This window comes from Spiroplasma turonicum (assembly GCF_001262715.1).
GTDB classification, from domain to species: Bacteria; Bacillota_I; Bacilli_A; order Mycoplasmatales; family Mycoplasmataceae; genus Spiroplasma_A; species Spiroplasma_A turonicum.
The window spans coordinates 343,291-363,888 of the sequence record NZ_CP012328.1; the positions used below are offsets into that span (position 1 = coordinate 343,291).

The window sequence follows — 20,598 nt, forward strand, 5'->3', positions numbered from 1 at the left end:
TTTATATAAGCCATTAGGTATTTAAAAAACATAAGAAATAGTGTATAATCTATTTAAATTGGTTTCAGGAGGGTACTTTATGTCATCTAATAATTTAGAAAAAAAATCGAATCAACCAAAAAAACAAGAAGATAATTCAAATGAAATAGCCTATGTATATCAAAGTTTTGGGCCAAAAGCATTAGCTTTAATTAATAAATATAATTTACAATCTGATGAAAGTTATAAAAAATTAATATCTTCATATGAAAAAATTGATTCTTTGACATTAGATGATCCAAGAAGGGATAATTTAACTGAATTATGAGAATCTGAATTTAATAGAATATTTAAATTTTTTTGAGAAGGATATGTAAATACAAATAAAAAATCTTCAAGTAATTCTGGAAGTAAAATTGATGGTTGAAAGGATAGACTTGATGTTAAAGCTGTATCAATGTCTCCTAGCCAAAAAAGACAAGATTTATTAAATAGACTATCTGGTGGTAATAAGTCAGTTAACAGAAACACACGAGAAGACATATTAAGTAGAGCTGGTTATCAAAGTCAAACAAAAGTTGAACAGTTTAATTTTACAGCAACTCCTAAAACTGGAAGAAATTTACATGAAATTGAAAATATATTAAATGATTTAGACACTAGTGTATCTGGTTCATTAGAACCAGAGAGTTTTTTAAAAAGTGGATATTTAGCAGATAAAAACAGTGATTTAATTGATAATGTAAATATTGAAGATGATTTAAATGATTTTGAATTTGATGAAGAAACAAAAATTATGACTACCAAGGCTGTTCAAGATCCAAACTTAGAAGCTTTTGTTAATGATACAAATTACTCAACAAGTAACAATTTAAATGATTCAATTAAAAATGAAGAAGATAGCTTTGATAATGAAAGTAATGATCAAGATTACATTGCTAATGAAAATATGAGTAGAGCAGAATTTAATGCTGTTAATAATATTGAATATGATGAAAACGCAGTTACTTCAAATGATGATACAGTAGCAGCGTTAGAACTTGGACTTGATTTCTTTCAAAGAAATATCGGTGATGGTTTTTATGATAAACAAAAATTATCTAACAAACAAGATGACTTTAAACCTTTTAAATATAATGTAAAAGATGAATTAATAAATCCTTTAAAGAAAAATATTTTATCAAAAGAAGGTTTTGAAATAAGTAAAAACGATTTAAAATCAGAAATGTTTACAGACAAAAAATATAATCAAGATAATGAAGTTTCAAGTGAAATAAAAAAACCATACCACGAAATAAAACCTGTTGGTAATTATCAAATGAAATTTGATGTTTTAAAAAGACCATCAATGAGAGAATTGTTAGAAGAAAATTCTCGTGAAAATAAAACAATTGATGAAATGACACAAAAAATTGAGTTCTTAAGAGAATTAAGAAATGAAAGACGTCATAGAATTAATCTATTAAAAATTGAAAGAACAAACAGTTACATTGTTGCTAGGTCAAGAAAAATTGCTGAGTCACGTGAGTTAAGAAGAATTAAGAAACGTGAAGAAATTAATTTGAAAGCAATACAAAAAGCTGAAAGGCTGAGAAGACTTCAAGAAAGACAACGTTTAATTGAATTGATGAAAGAACGTCAAATGAAAAGAACAGAGGAGAAAAGAATTGCTACTGTTCTTAGACTTGAACGTGAAAGAAGACTTGAAAGAGATGCAAAAAATAGAGCAGAGCTTGCAAGTATTGATGCACAAATTAGATATGAACAAGAAATGATTAAAAAAACAGAACTTAAGATGAAAGCTTATTTCACTAGAGTTCATGATGATGAATTATTCGATGAATCTATAAAAGCAGCAAGAAAAACAGACAAATATAAATCTATTGAAGAGAAAGCCTTAGAAATTCAACAATTAGAAGATAAAAAAAGAAAAGAAAGAATTGAAAAAATTAGTAAAAAATTCACTAAGAACATCAAATAATTGGGCAAGTTTTATATTAACTTGCTCATTTTATTAAATTTTTTTAAAGGAATTTATAAGGCTTTAAAATAAAAATGATAAAATTAATACAATAAAGAAAATAATAAATGGAGGTTTTTATGGTTAAAAAGGTTAAAGGTACAAAGAAAAAATATCAAAATAATATATTCAATTTAATTTCTGATAAAACAAAGTTAAGAATTAAAGGATTGATAGAAAAAAGACTTACAACAAAAACAGTTCTTTTATTTGCACAAGAATATGAATCATATGATATTGAAGTTAGAAGAGAATTAATTGCTTACATTGCTTTTTTATTTAATGAAGAAGAAGAAAAGTTTAATAAAGATTACAGTCAACAAATTCAACAAGACCCAAGAGCTCAACACTTACAACAAATTAGATGATTAGAATTAAGTGAAAAAAGAGAAAATATTAAAAAAATAGAGGATATTTTAATAAAAAGAGACCAAGAGGTTGTACAAGAAAACCTAAAAATAAACAAACCAAAAAACTCAGAAAAAGATAAAGAAATTGAATTAAAATCAAAACAATCAAAACCTGTAAAAGTAAAAATTGAAGAAAGTAAACTTGATAAAATGCTTAAAGAGGCTCAACTTAGAGAAGAAAATGAAGCAAAGTTAAGACAAAGAAAAATAGAAGAAGAAAAATTAAAAAAACAAGCTATAGAAAAAGAACGAGCATTAAGATCTAAAAAGGCATTAGAAAAAAAACAAGAAACTAAAAACATTGATAAGTTGTTAAAAGTAGAACCAAAAGTTACTGAAAAAGTAAAAAATGATTCTAAACTAAGCGATGAAAAAAATAATAAACAAGATGTTCAAGCAGAAAAAGTAGTTAAAAGTGTTCAAATTGATAGAAATTATGAAAAAGAACAAGCTGAAAAAGAAAAACTATGAAAAGAATTATATGGTTCATCAAGAAGTGATAAAAGTAGATTAAATTTACCTAATGAAAATACAAGTGTAAAAAAAGTATTTAAACCATCATTAACAGATAAAACTCCAACTTTTGATTATGATGAACTTACTCATTTTGTAATTTGTGGAAGAAAGTTTGATTTTGAAGAATATTCAAATGTAAATAATAAATATTTTATTTTTTGAAGAAAAATGACTAAAAAGTTTAGAATGTCTAACATAACAGTATGGTTAAATCTTAATATAGATAAACAACCTAAGTTATTGAAAAAAAGATTAAAATTCCAAAAAAAACTTGAAAAAAGATTTAAAACTAATAACAATATTAACAATCCAAAACCATCAAATAATGCTACTGATGATATTAAAAAAAACTCAAGTGAAAATTTAAATAAAACTTCTATTAAAAATGATTCTATAGATTCAAATCAATAGAATCATTTTTTGAGTCATATGATAATTACATTAACATTAACTTCAGCGCTTTTATTTTTATTATTAATATTTTTGATATTTTTAATTTTTTTGATAAAAGATAAAAAAATTATTTATTACTTAAATGAAGTGCCTGAAAATTTTATATATAAGAAATACTATAAAGAAGATTGACACTTATTTAAAAATAAAATAGAGGAATTATGAGATCTCACACAAAATAAAATAGTAAAACTTTCTATACTATCAACTTATGAATATTTTAATTTAGGACTTTGCAACTCTCGTTATTTAAAAGTTTGAAAAAAACTTAAAAAAAACTTTGGTTTTTTAGTTGCATATAAAGTATGCAAGGAACTTAAAAATTACAACAAAATAATTGAAAACATTTGACATAAAAAGTACTATACAATATTTAAAGATCTGTATTTTATAGTAAAAAATGAAACTGCTTCACCAAACTACTTTTTTTATAAATATTACTTTTTGTTTATTTATAAAATGAGACAAATTATAATTGAATCAATAAATAATTTTATCTTACCTGCAATATTAGTAAAATATATTCCAAATAACATAATTATTGAATATGAAGAATTTCAAGTTATTAGTAAAATTGAATATAATGACTACATTGAAAAAGCTTTTTTAAATGTTAACTCTAAATTAAATAAGGCTTATTCATCAATTATCCAAGAATATAAAAATGAATTATTAATTAAAGGTAATAATTGAGTTGTTGACTTTAATAATAAAAGTATTATATTCGAAATGTTTCCTTTAAAACATTTTAAGAAGATAATTTTTAACCAAAGTTTTTTTAAATTAGCAAAAAGGTTTAAAATAAATATAAGTGATTATTTAGTTGATGATATCAATAGTTTAATTAATACACTTAAAGAAAATAATGTTGATTTTGATGAAGAATATTTACTTAAGATTTTAGAAAATTAGAGGTTTTTATGAAATGTTGCAATTGTGAATCAAGTATAGTAAAAAGTTGCATTTGTGCAATTGATAGTTGTTCTTGTTTAGAAAGCAATTCTATTGATTGTTGATGTTGTATAGAGGAATTTTGATATGCTTCTATAAAAAAAGATGATACACATAAGTATATAGAAAACACATTAGAAGAATCTATTAAAAACAAAAAAATAGACAAAATTGTGAGAGAAGAATTCTCATTGTTAAAAAAAGATATTCAAATAAATTTTAAAAACAAATTTAAAAACTCTAATAAAAGTTATTTAGAATTAATAGATTCAGACATAAGTCCTTCATTAATAGCACAAGCATTTCATTCAAATTTGATTACAAAAATTATTTATTTTATTAATGAGTTATACTATTATCTTGAAACAATTAATTTAATAATTGATGTTTATCCAAATTTCAATCTTATAATTGATTATAAAAAAATTGAGCAATTTTTATATAAAATTGACTATATTTTACCAATTATTGTAAATGAGTTTAAAAGTATCGATAAAGAAATTGATAACTCATTTGAGTATGAAATGCTTAAAACTAAGTTATATGATTTAGATGAATTAACTGTAAGAATTAAAGATAAGATAGAAGTTAAAACAATAGATTATAAAAAATAATTTGATATAATTAAAAAAGTCTAATATATAGAGGAGAAGAAATATGAAATTTAGTGCAAAAAAAGAAATAGAAAAGGGTTTGGGTTATTGAACTGTTGTAATAGAAGGAGATAAATGAGTTGATGCTGTAAAAAAAGGTAAAAACAAAGTAGCTGCATCAATTGAAATACCAGGATTTAGAAAAGGTAAGGCTCCAAAAGAGAAGATTGAAAAATATGTTACTCCTGTTAAATATCTAAATGCTGCTTTACAATCTGTACTTGATAATGCATGAAAATTTGCATTAGAACAGAATTCGGAAATAAAACCTTTTAATTCGCCAGTACCTACACCAAAAAAAATTAATGATGAATATTGCGAAATTGATTTTATTTTTGACTTAAAACCTGAAATTAATATTGTTGAATATAAAGGTTTAAAAGATAATGAACTTAAAAAAGAAGAAATTAAAGTTTCCAAAGAAGATTTAGATAAGGCTATTGATCAATACAGGGATAAATTTTCATTAGAAAAAGATAAAGAAAAAGATGCAAAAATTTCAAAAGGAGATGTTGTTACATTTGATTTTGAAGGATTTATTGATGGTGTTGCATTCCCAGGTGGTAAGGGACTTGATTTTAAACTTGATATTGGTAGTGGAAAAATGGTTCCAGGTTTCGAAGATCAAATGATAGGAAAAAAACTTGGAGAATGTAAAATAAAAGTTACATTTCCTAAAGATTACACTCCTGAATTATCAGAAAAAAATGCTGAATTTGTTTTAAATATCAAATCTATTAAAGAAAAAATATTACCTAATAAGGATGATGAATTAGCAAAAGATTTAAACATACCAAATGTTAATACTTATAAAGAATTAGAAAGTTATATTAAGTCTCAAATTAAAGAACAAAAAGAAACTCAATTAAAAACAATATTTGTAAATAAGGTTATTGAATTAATATCAAAAAACTCTACAATTGAAATACCAAAATCAGTTATTGATAAAGAAGTAGATAATTTATATAAAGAGTTTGAAGCAAAAGTTCAAGGTCAAAAAATAACAATGAAGGATTATAAAAAACAAACTGGATTAACAGACGATAATATTCGTGAAGAACTTAGAAATGATGCTATTAAAAGACTTGAAAGTTACTTGATTACTGATAAAGTTAGAAACACAGAAAAATTTGAAGTATCAGATGATGAAATTAAAACCAAGTATGAAAAGTTAGCTAAATCATTTGGCGTTGAGCCAGATTATATTAAAAATAATTTACTTCCAATTGATCATATTAAAGAAGAAATTATTAAAGAAAAAATCATTAATTTTTTATATGAAAATAATGGATAAAATACAAATAACTTGTATTTTTTTTCTTTTTTTAGCACTTAGGTGTTGAAAGTGCTAAAAAATGTGTTATTATAATTTTGACCAAAAAGGAGGAAGAAATATGTCAAATCAGAGATTACCTATGTTAGTGACAAGGGGTAGTTATGTTTACCCAACTTTCGAGCAAATACTTGAAATTGGTCGAGACAAAACAACTTTTGCCGTTAAAGAGGCAGTTGAAAAACACGAAGGACAAATTCTAATAGTTTCTCAAAAAAAACCATTAGAAGATGACCCTCTTATAAAAGATTTGTATACATTTGGTATATTAGCAAACGTTAAAATTAAGAAGGAATGAAAAGATGGTACATTAACCGTTAATATAAAATCATTATCAAGAGTAGAACTTTTAAATATTGAACTTGATGCATTTTATACATCTGAATATGAAATAAAAGAACCTCAAAAATCTGAAGATAAAGAAGCACTGAAAAAAATAACTAAGTACATTAAAGCAATGATAAATTCACAAGAAGAGTTCCCTGCTGAAATTGAGGAAGTTTTAAAAATGGCATCAGCAAATGCAGATCCAAACTTTATTGTTGATAGTGCAGCACATTTAATGACTTTTATGCCGATAAATAAAAAACAAGCTATTTTAGAAGAGTTAGATCCAGTTAAAAGAATTGAAATTATAAATGATTTCTTGGATGAAAAAAGACAGTCTGCAGATATTGAATCATCAATAAGTAAGAAAATAAAGTCTAGAGTTGATGAACAACAAAGAGAATTTTACTTAAGAGAAAAATTGAAAGCAATTAAAGAAGAACTTGGTGATATGGACGGTGAAGGTGATGATTTGAAGAAATATCGTAGTCGCCTTGAAAATGAACCCTTCCCAGATAATATTAAAAAAAGAGTCAGTCAAGAAATTGATAGATATGAAGGATTGCCAGCTGCATCATCAGAAGCGAATATTATAAGAACATATATTGATTGAATGATGCAAACACCTTGGTGACAAAAGACTAAAGAAAAAACTGATTTAAAGTACGCAAAAGAAATTTTAGATAAATATCATTATGGTTTAGATAAAGTTAAAGAGAGAATAATTGAGTACCTTGCTGTAAAACAAAATACCAATTCTGTAAAAGGACAAATAATTACATTAGTAGGTCCCCCAGGTGTTGGTAAAACTAGTTTAGCAAAATCAATATCTGAAGCAATGGGTAGAGAGTTCATTAAGGTAGCATTAGGTGGTATTAAAGATGAATCAGAAATTAGAGGTCATAGAAAAACCTATATAGGAGCAATGCCAGGTAGAATTATTCAAGGTATGAAAAGAGCGGGTGTTAAAAACCCTGTATTCTTACTAGACGAAGTTGATAAAATGGCTAGTGATTATCGAGGTGACCCAGCATCAGCTATGTTAGAAGTACTTGATCCAGAACAAAACTCAAAATTTTCAGATCATTATTTAGAAGAAGAATATGATTTAAGTGATGTTGTTTTTATAGCAACTGCTAACTATCCAGAAAATATTCCTGAAGCTTTATATGATAGAATGGAAATAATTGAGTTATCAAGTTATACTGAAATTGAAAAAATGAAAATTGCAAAAGAGTACTTAGTTCCAAAGGTATTAAGTGATCATGCAATCACTTCTGAACAAGTATCATTTACTGAAGAAGGTATAAGTGAAATTATTAAGCATTATACAAGAGAAGCTGGTGTTAGACAATTAGAAAGATGAATTGCATCAATTGCTAGAAAGTTTGTTGTTAAAATGTTAAATAAAGAACTTGATAAACTAGTTGTAACTCCAAAAGTTGTTAATGAATTATTAAAGAAAAGAATATTTGAACATACTGAAAAAGATAAAGAATCCCAAATTGGAGTTGTTACAGGTCTTGCATATACTCAGTTCGGTGGTGATATTTTACCAATTGAAGTTAATCATTTCCCTGGTAAAGGTGGTTTAATACTAACAGGTAAATTAGGAGATGTAATGAAAGAGTCTGCAACAATTGCATACGATTTTGTAAAATCTAATTATAAAGCATTTAACATTCCTAAAGAGGTTTTCTCAGAAAATGATGTTCACATACACGTTCCAGAAGGTGCTGTACCAAAAGATGGTCCAAGTGCTGGAATAACATTAACAACTGCAATTATTTCTGCATTAACCAATAAACCTGTTCCTAAAGATTTGGGAATGACAGGTGAAATTACTTTACGAGGATTAGTGTTCCCAATTGGTGGACTAAGAGAAAAATCAATTTCTGCACACAGAAGTGGATTAAAAAAAATAATTATTCCAATTAAAAATAAAAAGGATATAGAAGATATTCCTGATGAAGTTAAAAAGGATTTAGAAATTAATTTAGTGCAAAAATATTCAGAAGTATACGAAGCTGTTTTCAATGATAAATTAAAAGAACTTGAAAAAGAATTGCCAATTAGTAGCTCAAATAATGATAATGTAACTGAAAAATCTCACTAAAAACAACTTTAAAAGGTTGTTTTTTAATTTGTGATATATACTTTATTTAAGGGAGAAAGAATATGGATGTAAATGGTAAATTAGATAACTTAAATTATATTGAATCATCAAGAATTAGTCCAACTAAAAATAATAAAAAGAAGATTACTGCTGATGAAAAATTGTATAATTTTATGAAGAAAAAACATACTTTAAAGTTTTTTAAAATAGTTATGGTATACGGGTTTAAACATAAAGCATTGTTTTTTACAGTAATAAGTGTAGTCATCTTTAGCGCTTTACTTGTAAGCATAAACTCATTATTAATTAATATAACTTTAAATCAAGCTCAATATGATTTTGCAATTAAAAATGGACAAATAGCAGGAAAAAATTATAACTTATATTGATATTATTGATTAAGTATAACGATTGCTGATTTAGTATTGCTGTATATTTGTACATTTATACGAAACTTCTGTTCAATTATATTAGCTGTAACTATTGAAGTTGAGTTGAGAAAGTTAACAATTAATAGATTACTTGAATATGACATATCTTATTATTCTGACAAAAAAACGGGTAAGTTAATGACTAAATTAGTAGGAGATACAAATATTATTGGTAATGAAATTTCAGGTCTTGTTTCTTGAATTATCCAAGCACCATTGGTTATTATTTTTGGAACAACAGTTTTATTCTTTGTTGATGTTTATTTGGCATTAATATCATCAATAAGTGTTTACTTGTTAGGATTTATAATTATAATGATTACAATAAGTTATCAAAAAAAAGTTTCTATTGTTCGTGATGTTATATCAGACATAAATGGTGATGTTGTTGATAGGATAAATGCCATTAAGTTAGTTAAATCATCAGCTACAAGAATATATGAAGAAAATAGAATAAAGAAACTTCATAATCCATATATTAAAGTTTTTAGACCAATATCAAAAATAGATGGTACTTTATTAGCAATTTTAATAGCATCTGATGTTTTAATAAACTTACTTGTTATATCCTCAGCAGCTTTATTGTATGGAAATGAAGATATAAATAAATTCATAACAGTTATTATTCCAATAACAACTGCAATGACTGGATTAACTAGACCTTTATGACAAATTGCTGCAATTGTACCAGGTCTTTCAAGAGCTTCCGCTTCATCAATTAAAATATATGAAGTAATATTTAAAGACCCAATATTATCAGATAATGAAGAAAATGGTTTATTATTTGATCAAAACATTAATACTATTGAATTTAGAGATGTAAAATTTAATTATCCTGAAAAACCTGAAATTAATATTGTACCAAACTTAAAACTTAACTTTGAAAAGGGTAAAAGTTATGCTTTTGTAGGAGAAACTGGTAGTGGTAAATCTACTATTTCAAAATTATTATTAAGATTCTATGATCCTACTGAGGGTTGTATTTTAATAAATGATGTTAATTTAAAAGATTTAAATTTAAGGAGTTACTTAAGTCGTGTTGGTTATGTTGAACAAGAACCACAAATTATATATGGATCAGTTTATGACAATGTTAGATATGGATTTTTCAATGCAAGTGATGAAGAAGTTCATGAAGCTTGTAGAAAAGCACAAGTTCATAATATTATAATGAGTTGACCTGAAAATTATAATACTATTTTAGGGGAAAGAGGATTATTATTATCAGGTGGTCAAAAACAAAGATTAGTAATTGCAAGAATGATTTTAAGAAATCCTGAGTTATTAGTATTAGATGAAGCTACAAGTGCACTTGATAACATTGTTGAACGTGAAATACAATCTCAGTTAGATGAATTAATGAAAGATAAAACAACAGTTATTATTGCCCATAGACTAACAACTATAAAGAATGTTGATAAAATTTTTGTATTAGAATCAGGTAAAGGTGTAATTCAAGAAGGTAATTATAAGCAATTAATTAATAAACCAGGAAGATTTAAGGATTTGCATGATGCTGCTAATTCATAGACGAGAATTTTTTAATGAATAAACCATTAAGTTTAATATTAAGACCAGAAACAATTGATGATATTGTTGGTCAAAATCATTTATTAAATGAGTATGATGGCTTAATTAATAAAATGATAGTTAATAATTTCTTAACTAATATTATATTTTATGGACCTCCTGGTGTTGGCAAAACTTCATTAGCAATTTCTTTAGCAAATGATTTAAAATGTAATTTTGATTTTTTTAATGCGTCCAATGATAAAAAGGAAAAACTTCAAAGTCTTATAAAATCAGCTAATGAAAAGCAATTAGTATTAATAATAGATGAGTTTCATAGAATGAATAAAAATATTCAAGATTATCTTTTAGAGTTTATTGAATCTAAAAAAGTAATAGTTTTTATAACTACAACAGAGAACCCATACTTTGTTATAAACCCTGCAATTAGAAGTCGATGTACAATTTTAAAATTAAAAGAATTAGATAGTAAAGATATATTTGAAGGTCTAAAAAAAATAATTATTAAATTAAAATTAAATTTAAAAATTGAAGAAAGTGGGTTATTAGATATATCAGAAAGATCCAATGGTGATTTTAGATTCGCGATTAATATTTTAGAAATTATTAAAGAATTATATAGTGATAAAGTAATTGATAAAAGTTTTACATCATCTCTTGAATTCTTAAAAAGTGCAAAAGGTTCAAGTTATGGCGATGAATTTCATGATTTAAAATCTGCCTTTCAAAAATCTATTAGAGGTAGTGATGTTGATGCTTCATTACATTATTTTTCAAGATTATTAGAAATTGGTGACTATGAAACACTAATGAGAAGAATGATTATAATTGCGTATGAAGATATAGGATTAGCAAATCCAACTATTCCTGTAAGAGTATATAACGCTTGTAATGCTTTTAGGCAAATTGGTATGCCAGAGGGTAGAATAATATTAGGTTTAGCAGTAATTGAAATGGCATTAAGTGAAAAATCAAACTCTAGTATTTTAGCAATTGACAGTGCAATAAGTGATATAAAAAATAACAATGTTCCTGAAATACCAAGTTTTTTAAGAGATAATAATTATAATTATTCTTCTAAATTTAATGAAACTAATAACTACAAATATGCTCATGATTATGAAAATGATTATGTTGACCAACAATATATGCCAACTAAATTAAAAAATAAGCAGTATTTCAAACCAAAACTACATAGTAATTATGAAAAAAAATTAATTGATATTTATAATAGGTTTACTAATAAAACCAAAAAATAGTTAAAGGAGTATTTTTGATGAAATCAGTCACTGATATAAAACAAGAGTTAGAAAGCAATGGTTATAATTGATTACCAAATTATAAGAACATTGCTGAGAGAGTATGATTGAAAATGGAAACTTACTTTGATGAAGATGAAAAGGTATTATCTGCATTATGAGCAAGTTTTAAGAGATATGAAGAAGAAATGATTGGAATTGTTTTTATTACATCTAAAAGAACTTTTACAATTGAAGTTCAAGATGATTATAATAGCAGTCAAATTAGATACTTACCATTTGATTCATACTCACTTCAAAAAATATTAGTGCAATACTCTAAGACAGATTCAAAATTAAATTATGTTTCATTACAAAATGATAGTTTTGGTAATGGTATAACATTTGCAACTCCAAGTAAAAAAGTATTAAAACATTTTATTGACACTTTAAGAGGAGTTACAGGTGGTGATATTGAAATACTACCTGATTCAGATGAACCACTATTAGCTGAAAATGAAAAAGAACAATTAATTGATAAAGATTTAGAAAAAGCTAAGGAAAATAAACCTCATAAGTTTGAAGAAAAGCACGAAGAAGAACTACCTAAAGTAAAAGAATCTAATATGTGAAAGAAATCCTCTTTTGTAAATGAACAAAAAGAAGTTCCAATAAAAATTGTTCCAGCAAAACTACCTAAACAAAAGAAAAAGGTATCAGGTTATGCAACGAAATGAAAATCTAAAACTTGATTATTATGGTTTTTAATACCATTATTATTAATTATAGTGTTAGTACTATATGTGTTTATAAATAGGACTTATGTTTAATAGAACATTAAATTATGATATAATTAAATAAATCAAAGGAGTATTTTATGAGTGAAAAAATTTATCAAATTAGCTCAGAACAAATAGGAGTTGTATCATTCCCTGAACCTTGATTTTTAGCACACGTTGAAGTAGACGGAGTTGAACCGTTCCAAATGTTTTATCCATCATTAGATGAGGGAATAAAAAGATTTGCCCCATTTTTTGAAGAACATGTAATTAATGTATGAAAAAAACTTGGTGATGAAGGTGAAAGAAAAATAAAAGAATTGAAAGACTATGTTATAAACGAGTGATATGATCCTGGTGTAGAAACTATGCGAAGAGCTATGTATGAAACATATGGTTATCCAGAATTTAAAGACAAAACTGGAAAAGAATTAATCGAAGATGGATATGACTTTTTAGCTATAACTATAGGACACATTTGTATTCGTTTTAATAAATTAAACTTCTATTTTAAAGATTTACATATATCTACTAGAATTGTTGATAAATTTCTAGCTGTTGATTTTTGAACAAAAGCAAAAAAAGATGCACTAGATGAGCTTGCAAATACAGTTTTAAAATAAAATTACTATTTTTTAAAGTTAAAATTTAGTAATTTTTTTATATTAATATTTTTTACATACTCTTTATGATTAAATAATAATGTAATTATTTTTAGGAGAAAATATGAGCGCTAATTTAGCAATTGAAATGAAAAATATAACAATGATTTTTAATAAAAAAATCATTGCAAATAATAAAATAAATTTAAAAGTTAAAAAAGGTGAAATACATGCAATAATTGGTGAAAATGGTGCTGGTAAATCAACATTAATGTCAATTCTTTTTGGTATGTACACACCTACATTTGGTGAAATATATATTAATGGCCAAGCACAAGTTATAACTAGTCCAATTAAAGCAAATAATCTTGGAATTGGAATGGTTCATCAACATTTTAAACTAATTGATACTTACCCTTTTTGAAAAAATATTTCTTTAGGTAGTGAGAAAACTTATTTTAATATTTTTGTCAATAAGTCAGAAACTATTAAAAAAATTTCAGAAATAATGATTAGATACAATCTTAATATTGATTTATTAAAAAAGCCAATTAATTCTTCTGTTGCATCTCAACAAAAAGCAGAAATTTTAAAGGCTTTATATAGAGACTCAGATATATTAATTTTTGATGAACCAACTGCAGTTTTAACGCCACAAGAAATTGAAGGATTCTTAGAAGTTTTAATTGCATTAAAAAAAAGCGGCAAAACAATTATCTTTATTACTCACAAAATGGCAGAAATAAAAAAAGTTGCAGATACTGCAACAGTGTTAAGAAATGGTGAGGTAGTTAATTCTTTCAATGTTGCAGATACTGATGTTGAACAATTTGCTCAAGCAATGGTTGGAAGAAAATTAAAAAACATACATAATACTTATAAGGAAATTAGAAAAGATATTGTCTTAAAAGTTGAAAATCTAAGCGTTTTAAATCAAAACAATCATAAAGTTGAAGCATTAAAAAATTTCTCATTAGAAGTTTCTAAAGGTGAAATAGTTTCTATTGCTGGTGTCGAAGGAAATGGACAAGCGGAATTAGTTAATACAATAACAGGTCTTTCAAAAATAAAAAAAGGTAAAATTTATGTCAATAATCATTTAATAAACAAAGTATCTATAAGTAAAAGATATAGTAAGTATAGAATGAGTCATATACCAGAAGATAGACACAAACATGGTTTAGTTTTGGATAGTGATCTTATAAATAATATGGTATTACAAGATATATCTTCTAATAAATTTAGTAACTTTGGCTTCATAAATTTTAATGCAGTTCAAGAATATGGACAAAAAATTGTAGAAAAATATGATGTAAGAAACTCTCAATCTGGTTTTGCAATTGCAAGACAATTATCTGGTGGTAATCAACAAAAAGCAATTGTAGGAAGAGAACTTGAACGAGACAGTGATCTTATAATAATATTTCAACCAACTAGAGGTTTAGATATTGGATCAATTGAATTTATACACTCACAAATTATTAATGCTAAAAACTCTGGTAAGGCAATTTTATTAGTTTCTTATGAATTATCTGAAGTTCTTGCATTGTCAGATAGAGTTGTTGTATTGAACTCAGGTAATAAAGTTGGTGAGTTAATTGGTAAAGAAATTAACATTGATAAAATTGGTTTAATGATGATGGGGGAGAAAGTATAATGAAAGTTAACACTAAATTATGAATAAAAAAACAACACTTCTTAAATTTCTTCTCTTCAGAAAAAAACAAAGGTAAGTTAGGGATTATAAAAGCTTCAATTTTATCAATTTTATTTGGATTATTAATCGGAATTATAATTATTTTTATTAATGGTGAAAATGGTTTTCAATTTATCTTCTCTTCAATTGATTATTCATTACAATCAAGTACATCATCATTTTTACCTAAAACAATTAATTACTTTTCTACATATGCATTAATGGGTATTGGATTAGCACTTGGTTTTAAAATAGGTATATTTAACATGGGTGGAACAGGACAGGCTGTTATAGGTATGGCTTTAAGTGTTCTTGCAATTGGTAATAAAGCAGACTCAACTGGTATGGATTTTAAGGATGTTGACAATTCTTTTGTAATTGCTGTATTCTTTATATTTATATTTTCAGGAATGGCAGTATCTTTAATATCTGGAATATTAAAAGTAAGTTTCAATATTCATGAAGTTGTTACAACTGTTATGTTAAATTGAATTGTATGAATTTTTGCTAATTGATTATTTGATAGAAGTAGTTGAAATTGAAGCACTAATCACACTACTGAAAGATTAAATACTAATTGACTTTCTATAGGTGATAATGTATGAATATTTGGGGTAATTTTAACAATAATATCAGTTTTAATTTTATATATATTAGTAAATCTAACAACATTTGGCTATAAATTTAAAGTTTCAGGTAAACAACCAACAGCTGCAAAATATGCAGGAATAAATATGAAATATTTTGTAATATTAACAACCGCATTACAAGGAGTATTTATTAGCTTGGGTGGGTTTATATATTATATGACTATTGAGTTAAGTTTAACAACTGGAAAAATATCAGAATTACCTTCAATAGGATTTGATGCTATACCCATTGCATTGGTTGCATTTAGTAATTTTTTTGGTATTTTACCAGTCGCATTTTTATGAGCTATTTTAAAAAATGGTTCAGACATTGCAAAATCAATTGAGTTTCCATTGCTTTCAAAAGATGTTTCTAACTTAGTTTTTGGAGCAATTACATATGGTGCTGGTATATCAGCATTATTCTATAAACTTAATATTTATAATTATTTTTATAAGAGATTTTTTATTTTATATAGCTATGAGTTTAAAAAAACTTGAATGATTAGTAATTCTAAATTATACAGTTTAAGAAAACAAAGATTATTATTGTTATCTAATAAAGACTTAATAGAAATTAAAAAAGAAATAAAAAACTTTAAAATTAATAATAAAAAAACTTTAGCGAAAGATGAATATATAAACTCTCTCTCAAAATTACAAATTAATTATAAAAATCAAAAAAAAGAGCTAAAACAATTATTTAGTTACAATATTAAAACTGAAAAAGAAAACTTAAACTTTATTTGAGAAAATAAAATAAACACATTTAAAACTTATTCTTTAAAAGGTTATAAAAAAAGAGAAAAAAATTTATTGGTGCTGAAGAAATATGAAATACTAAACAAATTTATATTATTTGTTAATCAAAATATTAATGAATTAAGAGAACTTAAAAAAGAATATAGAAACTTTAATTTAAATAATAGAAAGAATAAAGAATTAATTTTACAAAATCGTTTAGATTACAAAAACAAAAAGAAAATGTTGATAAGCAAAATGCATGAAAAAAGTTATTTAGAAATACAAAATTACAACTTATATAAAAAAGAATTATTAGAAAAATGTAAATCAAATGTTCAGGATATCAAAGATAATCTTAAAAATTTAAATACAGTTTATAAAAATAAATTACTTAACACTTCAAAAGACAAAAATAATAAAAAACCTTTTTATGAACTTGATAGTTTTAAACTTAAAGAAGAACATTATAATAAAAGAATTGAGGTGGTTAAAAAATATGGCATCTAATCTAATCTTAGAATCTTTATCAATTTACTTCGTAATTTTTTCTTTAGCATCTCTTGCCGGTATTATTTCAGAAAGATCTGGAGTTATCAACGTTGGTATTGATGGGATGATGGTTGTTGGTGCATTAACTTATGCAATAGTTGGAAGTAAATTGTATAAAGTAGAATCTTCAAATATTATGCAAATAGTTCCAATAATTGTGGCATCTATTGTTGCAGGTTTATTTGCTTTATTACATGCTTTTGCATCAATTAAACTTAAAGCAGACCAAATAGTATCAGGTACTGCAATTAATCTTTTTGCACAAGGTTTAGCAATGTTTTTGACTACTTCTAGAGGATGAACAGAATCAAATGGTACATTAATTACTGCGGGATATTCAATAATTTCTTTTTCAGGGGCAAATAATGTATTTACAATTTATTTATTAATATCATTTTTAGTAACAGGAATTTCAGGAATTTACTTTTCATTTACAAGAACAGGAAATAGACATATTGCAGTTGGTGAAAACCCTAATGCTGTAAGTGCTGTTGGTATTAATGTTTATAAATATAGATATCTAGCAGTTATAGTTAGTGGAATGATTGCAGGTATTTCTGGAGCTTGTTTTGTAATTATAAAAAATAATGGTAACTTCTTTGGTACTGTTAATGGTTTTGGTTTTATTGCATTAGCTATTATGATTGTTGGACAATGAAAGATTAGATTTACTGTTATTGCATCATTTATTTTTTCATTATTTTTCACAATTGGTGAAAGAATTTTTTATCTAACAAATGATCAATGAATAAAAGATAACAGTAATATATTTAACATTTTACCATTTCTACTTTCTTTGATAACAATGGTTACAATTTCAAAGTATTCAAAACCGCCAAAAAGTATTGGTCAACCATATGATGAATCAAAAAGATAAATAATATTAATAAAACTTCTATATTTATGTTTAAATATATTTGTAAGACACATAAAAGGAGGAATAAAATTAATTTTTTTAAGTTAAATTTTATTCCATTTTTTTATGTATCTTTAAATAAGGAGAAATAAAATGAAAAAACTAGTTAGTGGACTTTTAGCAATTACAGTTGTTTCAAGTAGTGCTTTAACAGCTGTCGCATGTGGAAATAATAAATCATTTAATGAAATATTTTTAATAACTGATGCTGGTAGAGTATCAGATAAATCCTTCAACGAAAGTGGAAAAAACGCTGGAGATAAATTTATTAAAGAAATTTCAGAAGTTAATAAAGATGGAGCATATTCAGGAATCGGTTTTAATGAACCTCCAAATGTATCTGAAATACCTCATGGTTATGGTAAAGCTAAAGTAGCAGGAGCAAAAGTAGCAATTTTACCTGGTTTTCACCATTCAGGAGAAAATTTAAAGATAGCTTCAGATACCTTGGGTGAAGATTCCACTGAAATTATTATTGATGGAGAACCTGAAGGATTGTCTAATGTAATTGGTTTATTGTATAAAGCAGATATGTCTGGTTTTTATGCAGGTATGGCATCAATTTATCAAACAATAAAAGATGGAAAACAAATAAATAATAAAGTTGTTTTAGCAACATTTGGTGGCCAATCAAATTATTATGCAGTTGAATTATTTATGGTTGGTTTCCTAGCTGCAATAGATGTTTATAATCAAATAAGAAATGAAGAAGGAAATAATCTGTTGGACTCAATCTTTGAAGAAACTGAATACAAAAAAATTGAGGCAAAGATGGCTCAAAGTAGTTGACCTGAGAATGAAAGTGATAAAAATTGATATTCTGGATCATTTATGGCCGGAGATGGTAAAACAATATCTGAAGCTCTCTTAACTTTAAATCCAAACGTTATTATGCCTGTTGCAGGACCTCAAACTGCTGATTTATTAGGTGTTATAAAACAAAAGAATGCTCAAGATAGTATCAAAGTTGTTGGTGTTGATACAAATCAAGCTGAAGCTTATTCTAACTCTTATTCAAATTATTTTATTACATCTGCAGAAAAAAATATTGTTGATAGTACTTTAGTTGCTATCGCAAGTTCAAAGCAGTATTATAATAATGAAACTGTGTTAAAAAATATTAAAACCTATTATGAAGAAAATAATTTAAGTATGACATTAGATGATGGTAAAGATGTTAAAGATTTACTTGGTACTAAAGACATTATGGGTAAAACAATTTGAACACCTGGTGACATCTCAAAGGATGGTAATAACATTTTAAAATCTGATGATGCAACAAAAATTAAAAATGCTTTTAAAGTTGAATATTTAAAAGAAGCTTCAAATAATTATTTTAATAATATAAATAAATATGATGCAAGTAAATTACTAGATGCAACAAAAGAATATAGTGATTTAATAATAAAATCGATAAATAAACAAAAATAATAAAATCGATAAATAAACAAAAATAATAAAATCGATAAATAAACAAAAATAATAAAATCGATAAATAAACAAAAATAATAAAATCAATAAATAAACAAAAATAATAAACTTAATAAAAAAATCTCATTTAATTATGAGATTTTTTATTTTGATGTTGTTAGAAAATCATTTAATTTAATGTTTAAAAACTTATTAGTATTTCCTGTAAGAACAAATACTGAATATGCATCTTCATACTTGCTTGTAAATTTGTTAGGTTTAAGATTAGTGTAAATAGCTATTACTTGAGAATGAATGTTGCAAAATATAACATCTACTTTTTCTTTAAAACCAAATGAGTTAAAACCTTTAGAGTAAACAAATTTGAATCCAACTTCTTGCTTGAACTTGTCCTTAAATATTAAATTTGATGTCTTACCTAATGGACTTTTTATTGTTCTAATTGTTATGTCTGTTATATTATTGTTATGAACAAGTTTTTTAATTGAATTATTACTAACTAGTTTTGTTGTATCTTTGTAACTAATTATATTAAATGCAGTTTTAATTGTTTTAAATATACCCATATATTCACCTTTTACTATTTATTTTATTATATAAAATTTATATAATAATAATATGAAAAGAGGTAAAAAAATGGCAAATATCGCAATTTTTCTAGCAACTGGATTTGAAGATACAGAAATGGTAGCTACTAATGATGTTTTAAATAGATCAAAAAAAATGTTTCCTGGGAGTTTTGAAAAAATTGACTTGGTCTCAATAAACGATGACTTGAAAGTTGAAGGAGCACATGGATTAAATGTAATTGCCAATAAACTTATAAAAGATCTTAATTTTAATGATTATGATTGTTTAGTTTTACCTGGTGGTGGTTTAGGAGTAGAAAATCTAAAAAAGTGTGAACTTTTACTAAATAAAATAAAAGAATTTAATGATAGTGAAAAAGCAATAGCAGCAATTTGTGCGGCACCCCAAATTCTTGGGACATTGGGTATCTTAGATGGTGTAGAAGTAACGCATTATCCAGGATGTGTTGAGGGATTAGAAAAGGCAATTAGAAAACCACATGTTGCAGCAATCACTGATAAAAATATTATTACAGGCTCTTCAATTGGGGCAGCTTTACAATTTGGTTTACAGATTGTTGATTATTTCACTTCAACTGAAGAAATGTTAGAAATTTATAAAAGTCTTGTTTTTAATAATTAATTTTATTAAAAATATGTATAATATAGATAGTCATATTTTTTAAAAAGAAGGCGCAAGTCTTCTTTTCTATTTGAAACGGAGGA

At 25.3% G+C, this 20,598-nt stretch carries 16 protein-coding genes; 15 read left to right on the forward strand and 1 reads right to left on the reverse strand.

What is annotated here, in order from left to right:
* The first annotated feature begins 79 nt into the window (after positions 1 to 79).
* The 14 genes from STURON_RS01680 (at position 80) to STURON_RS01745 (ending at position 19,303) form a co-directional block, all read left to right on the forward strand.
* Complete coding sequence (locus tag STURON_RS01680; protein ID WP_075048149.1) at positions 80 to 1,960, forward strand: hypothetical protein; 1,881 nt, start codon at positions 80 to 82, stop codon at positions 1,958 to 1,960.
* A gap of 119 nt (positions 1,961 to 2,079) precedes the next feature.
* Positions 2,080 to 3,336 (forward strand): hypothetical protein, encoded by a 1,257-nt coding sequence (locus tag STURON_RS01685; protein WP_075048150.1) that lies wholly within the window; start codon positions 2,080 to 2,082, stop codon positions 3,334 to 3,336.
* Positions 3,337 to 3,354: 18 nt separating this feature from the next.
* Positions 3,355 to 4,290 carry a hypothetical protein gene (locus STURON_RS01690; RefSeq protein ID WP_075048151.1) on the forward strand — a complete coding sequence of 312 codons (936 nt, stop codon included), beginning with the start codon at positions 3,355 to 3,357 and terminating at the stop codon, positions 4,288 to 4,290.
* Positions 4,291 to 4,298: 8 nt separating this feature from the next.
* Positions 4,299 to 4,943, forward strand: coding sequence for a hypothetical protein (locus tag STURON_RS01695; protein WP_075048152.1), 645 nt, complete (start codon positions 4,299 to 4,301; stop codon positions 4,941 to 4,943).
* Between the two features lie 43 nt (positions 4,944 to 4,986).
* Positions 4,987 to 6,276 (forward strand): trigger factor, encoded by a 1,290-nt coding sequence (gene tig, locus STURON_RS01700; RefSeq protein WP_075048153.1) that lies wholly within the window; start codon positions 4,987 to 4,989, stop codon positions 6,274 to 6,276.
* Positions 6,277 to 6,376: 100 nt separating this feature from the next.
* The gene (lon, locus tag STURON_RS01705) at positions 6,377 to 8,758 is read left to right on the forward strand and encodes an endopeptidase La (protein ID WP_075048154.1); all 2,382 of its coding nucleotides are present in this window, start codon (positions 6,377 to 6,379) and stop codon (positions 8,756 to 8,758) included.
* 62 nt (positions 8,759 to 8,820) lie between these two features.
* Positions 8,821 to 10,719 (forward strand): ABC transporter ATP-binding protein, encoded by a 1,899-nt coding sequence (locus STURON_RS01710; protein ID WP_075048155.1) that lies wholly within the window; start codon positions 8,821 to 8,823, stop codon positions 10,717 to 10,719.
* 14 nt (positions 10,720 to 10,733) lie between these two features.
* A complete protein-coding gene (locus tag STURON_RS01715; protein WP_075048156.1) occupies positions 10,734 to 11,978 on the forward strand; it encodes a replication-associated recombination protein A in 1,245 nt (414 codons plus the stop codon).
* Between the two features lie 17 nt (positions 11,979 to 11,995).
* On the forward strand, positions 11,996 to 12,787 hold the full coding sequence (locus STURON_RS01720; protein WP_075048157.1) for a hypothetical protein: 792 nt from the start codon (positions 11,996 to 11,998) through the stop codon (positions 12,785 to 12,787).
* 47 nt (positions 12,788 to 12,834) lie between these two features.
* The gene (locus tag STURON_RS01725) at positions 12,835 to 13,359 is read left to right on the forward strand and encodes a hypothetical protein (RefSeq protein ID WP_075048158.1); all 525 of its coding nucleotides are present in this window, start codon (positions 12,835 to 12,837) and stop codon (positions 13,357 to 13,359) included.
* Positions 13,360 to 13,462: 103 nt separating this feature from the next.
* Entirely contained in the window at positions 13,463 to 14,995 is a 1,533-nt protein-coding gene (locus STURON_RS01730) for an ABC transporter ATP-binding protein (protein WP_075048159.1), read from the forward strand.
* Positions 14,995 to 16,914, forward strand: coding sequence for an ABC transporter permease (locus tag STURON_RS01735; protein ID WP_075048160.1), 1,920 nt, complete (start codon positions 14,995 to 14,997; stop codon positions 16,912 to 16,914). Before STURON_RS01730 ends, STURON_RS01735 begins: the two co-directional genes overlap by 1 nt.
* The gene (locus STURON_RS01740; protein WP_075048161.1) at positions 16,904 to 17,833 is read left to right on the forward strand and encodes an ABC transporter permease; all 930 of its coding nucleotides are present in this window, start codon (positions 16,904 to 16,906) and stop codon (positions 17,831 to 17,833) included. Before STURON_RS01735 ends, STURON_RS01740 begins: the two co-directional genes overlap by 11 nt.
* A gap of 132 nt (positions 17,834 to 17,965) precedes the next feature.
* Positions 17,966 to 19,303, forward strand: coding sequence for a hypothetical protein (locus STURON_RS01745; protein ID WP_075048162.1), 1,338 nt, complete (start codon positions 17,966 to 17,968; stop codon positions 19,301 to 19,303).
* 143 nt (positions 19,304 to 19,446) lie between these two features.
* On the opposite strand, the gene STURON_RS01750 is transcribed toward STURON_RS01745, so the two are convergent.
* On the reverse strand, positions 19,447 to 19,869 hold the full coding sequence (locus STURON_RS01750) for a hypothetical protein (protein ID WP_075048163.1): 423 nt from the start codon (positions 19,867 to 19,869) through the stop codon (positions 19,447 to 19,449).
* A gap of 70 nt (positions 19,870 to 19,939) precedes the next feature.
* On the opposite strand from STURON_RS01750, the gene STURON_RS01755 reads away from it, so the two are divergent.
* Entirely contained in the window at positions 19,940 to 20,515 is a 576-nt protein-coding gene (locus STURON_RS01755; protein WP_075048164.1) for a DJ-1 family glyoxalase III, read from the forward strand.
* Positions 20,516 to 20,598 lie beyond the last annotated feature (83 nt).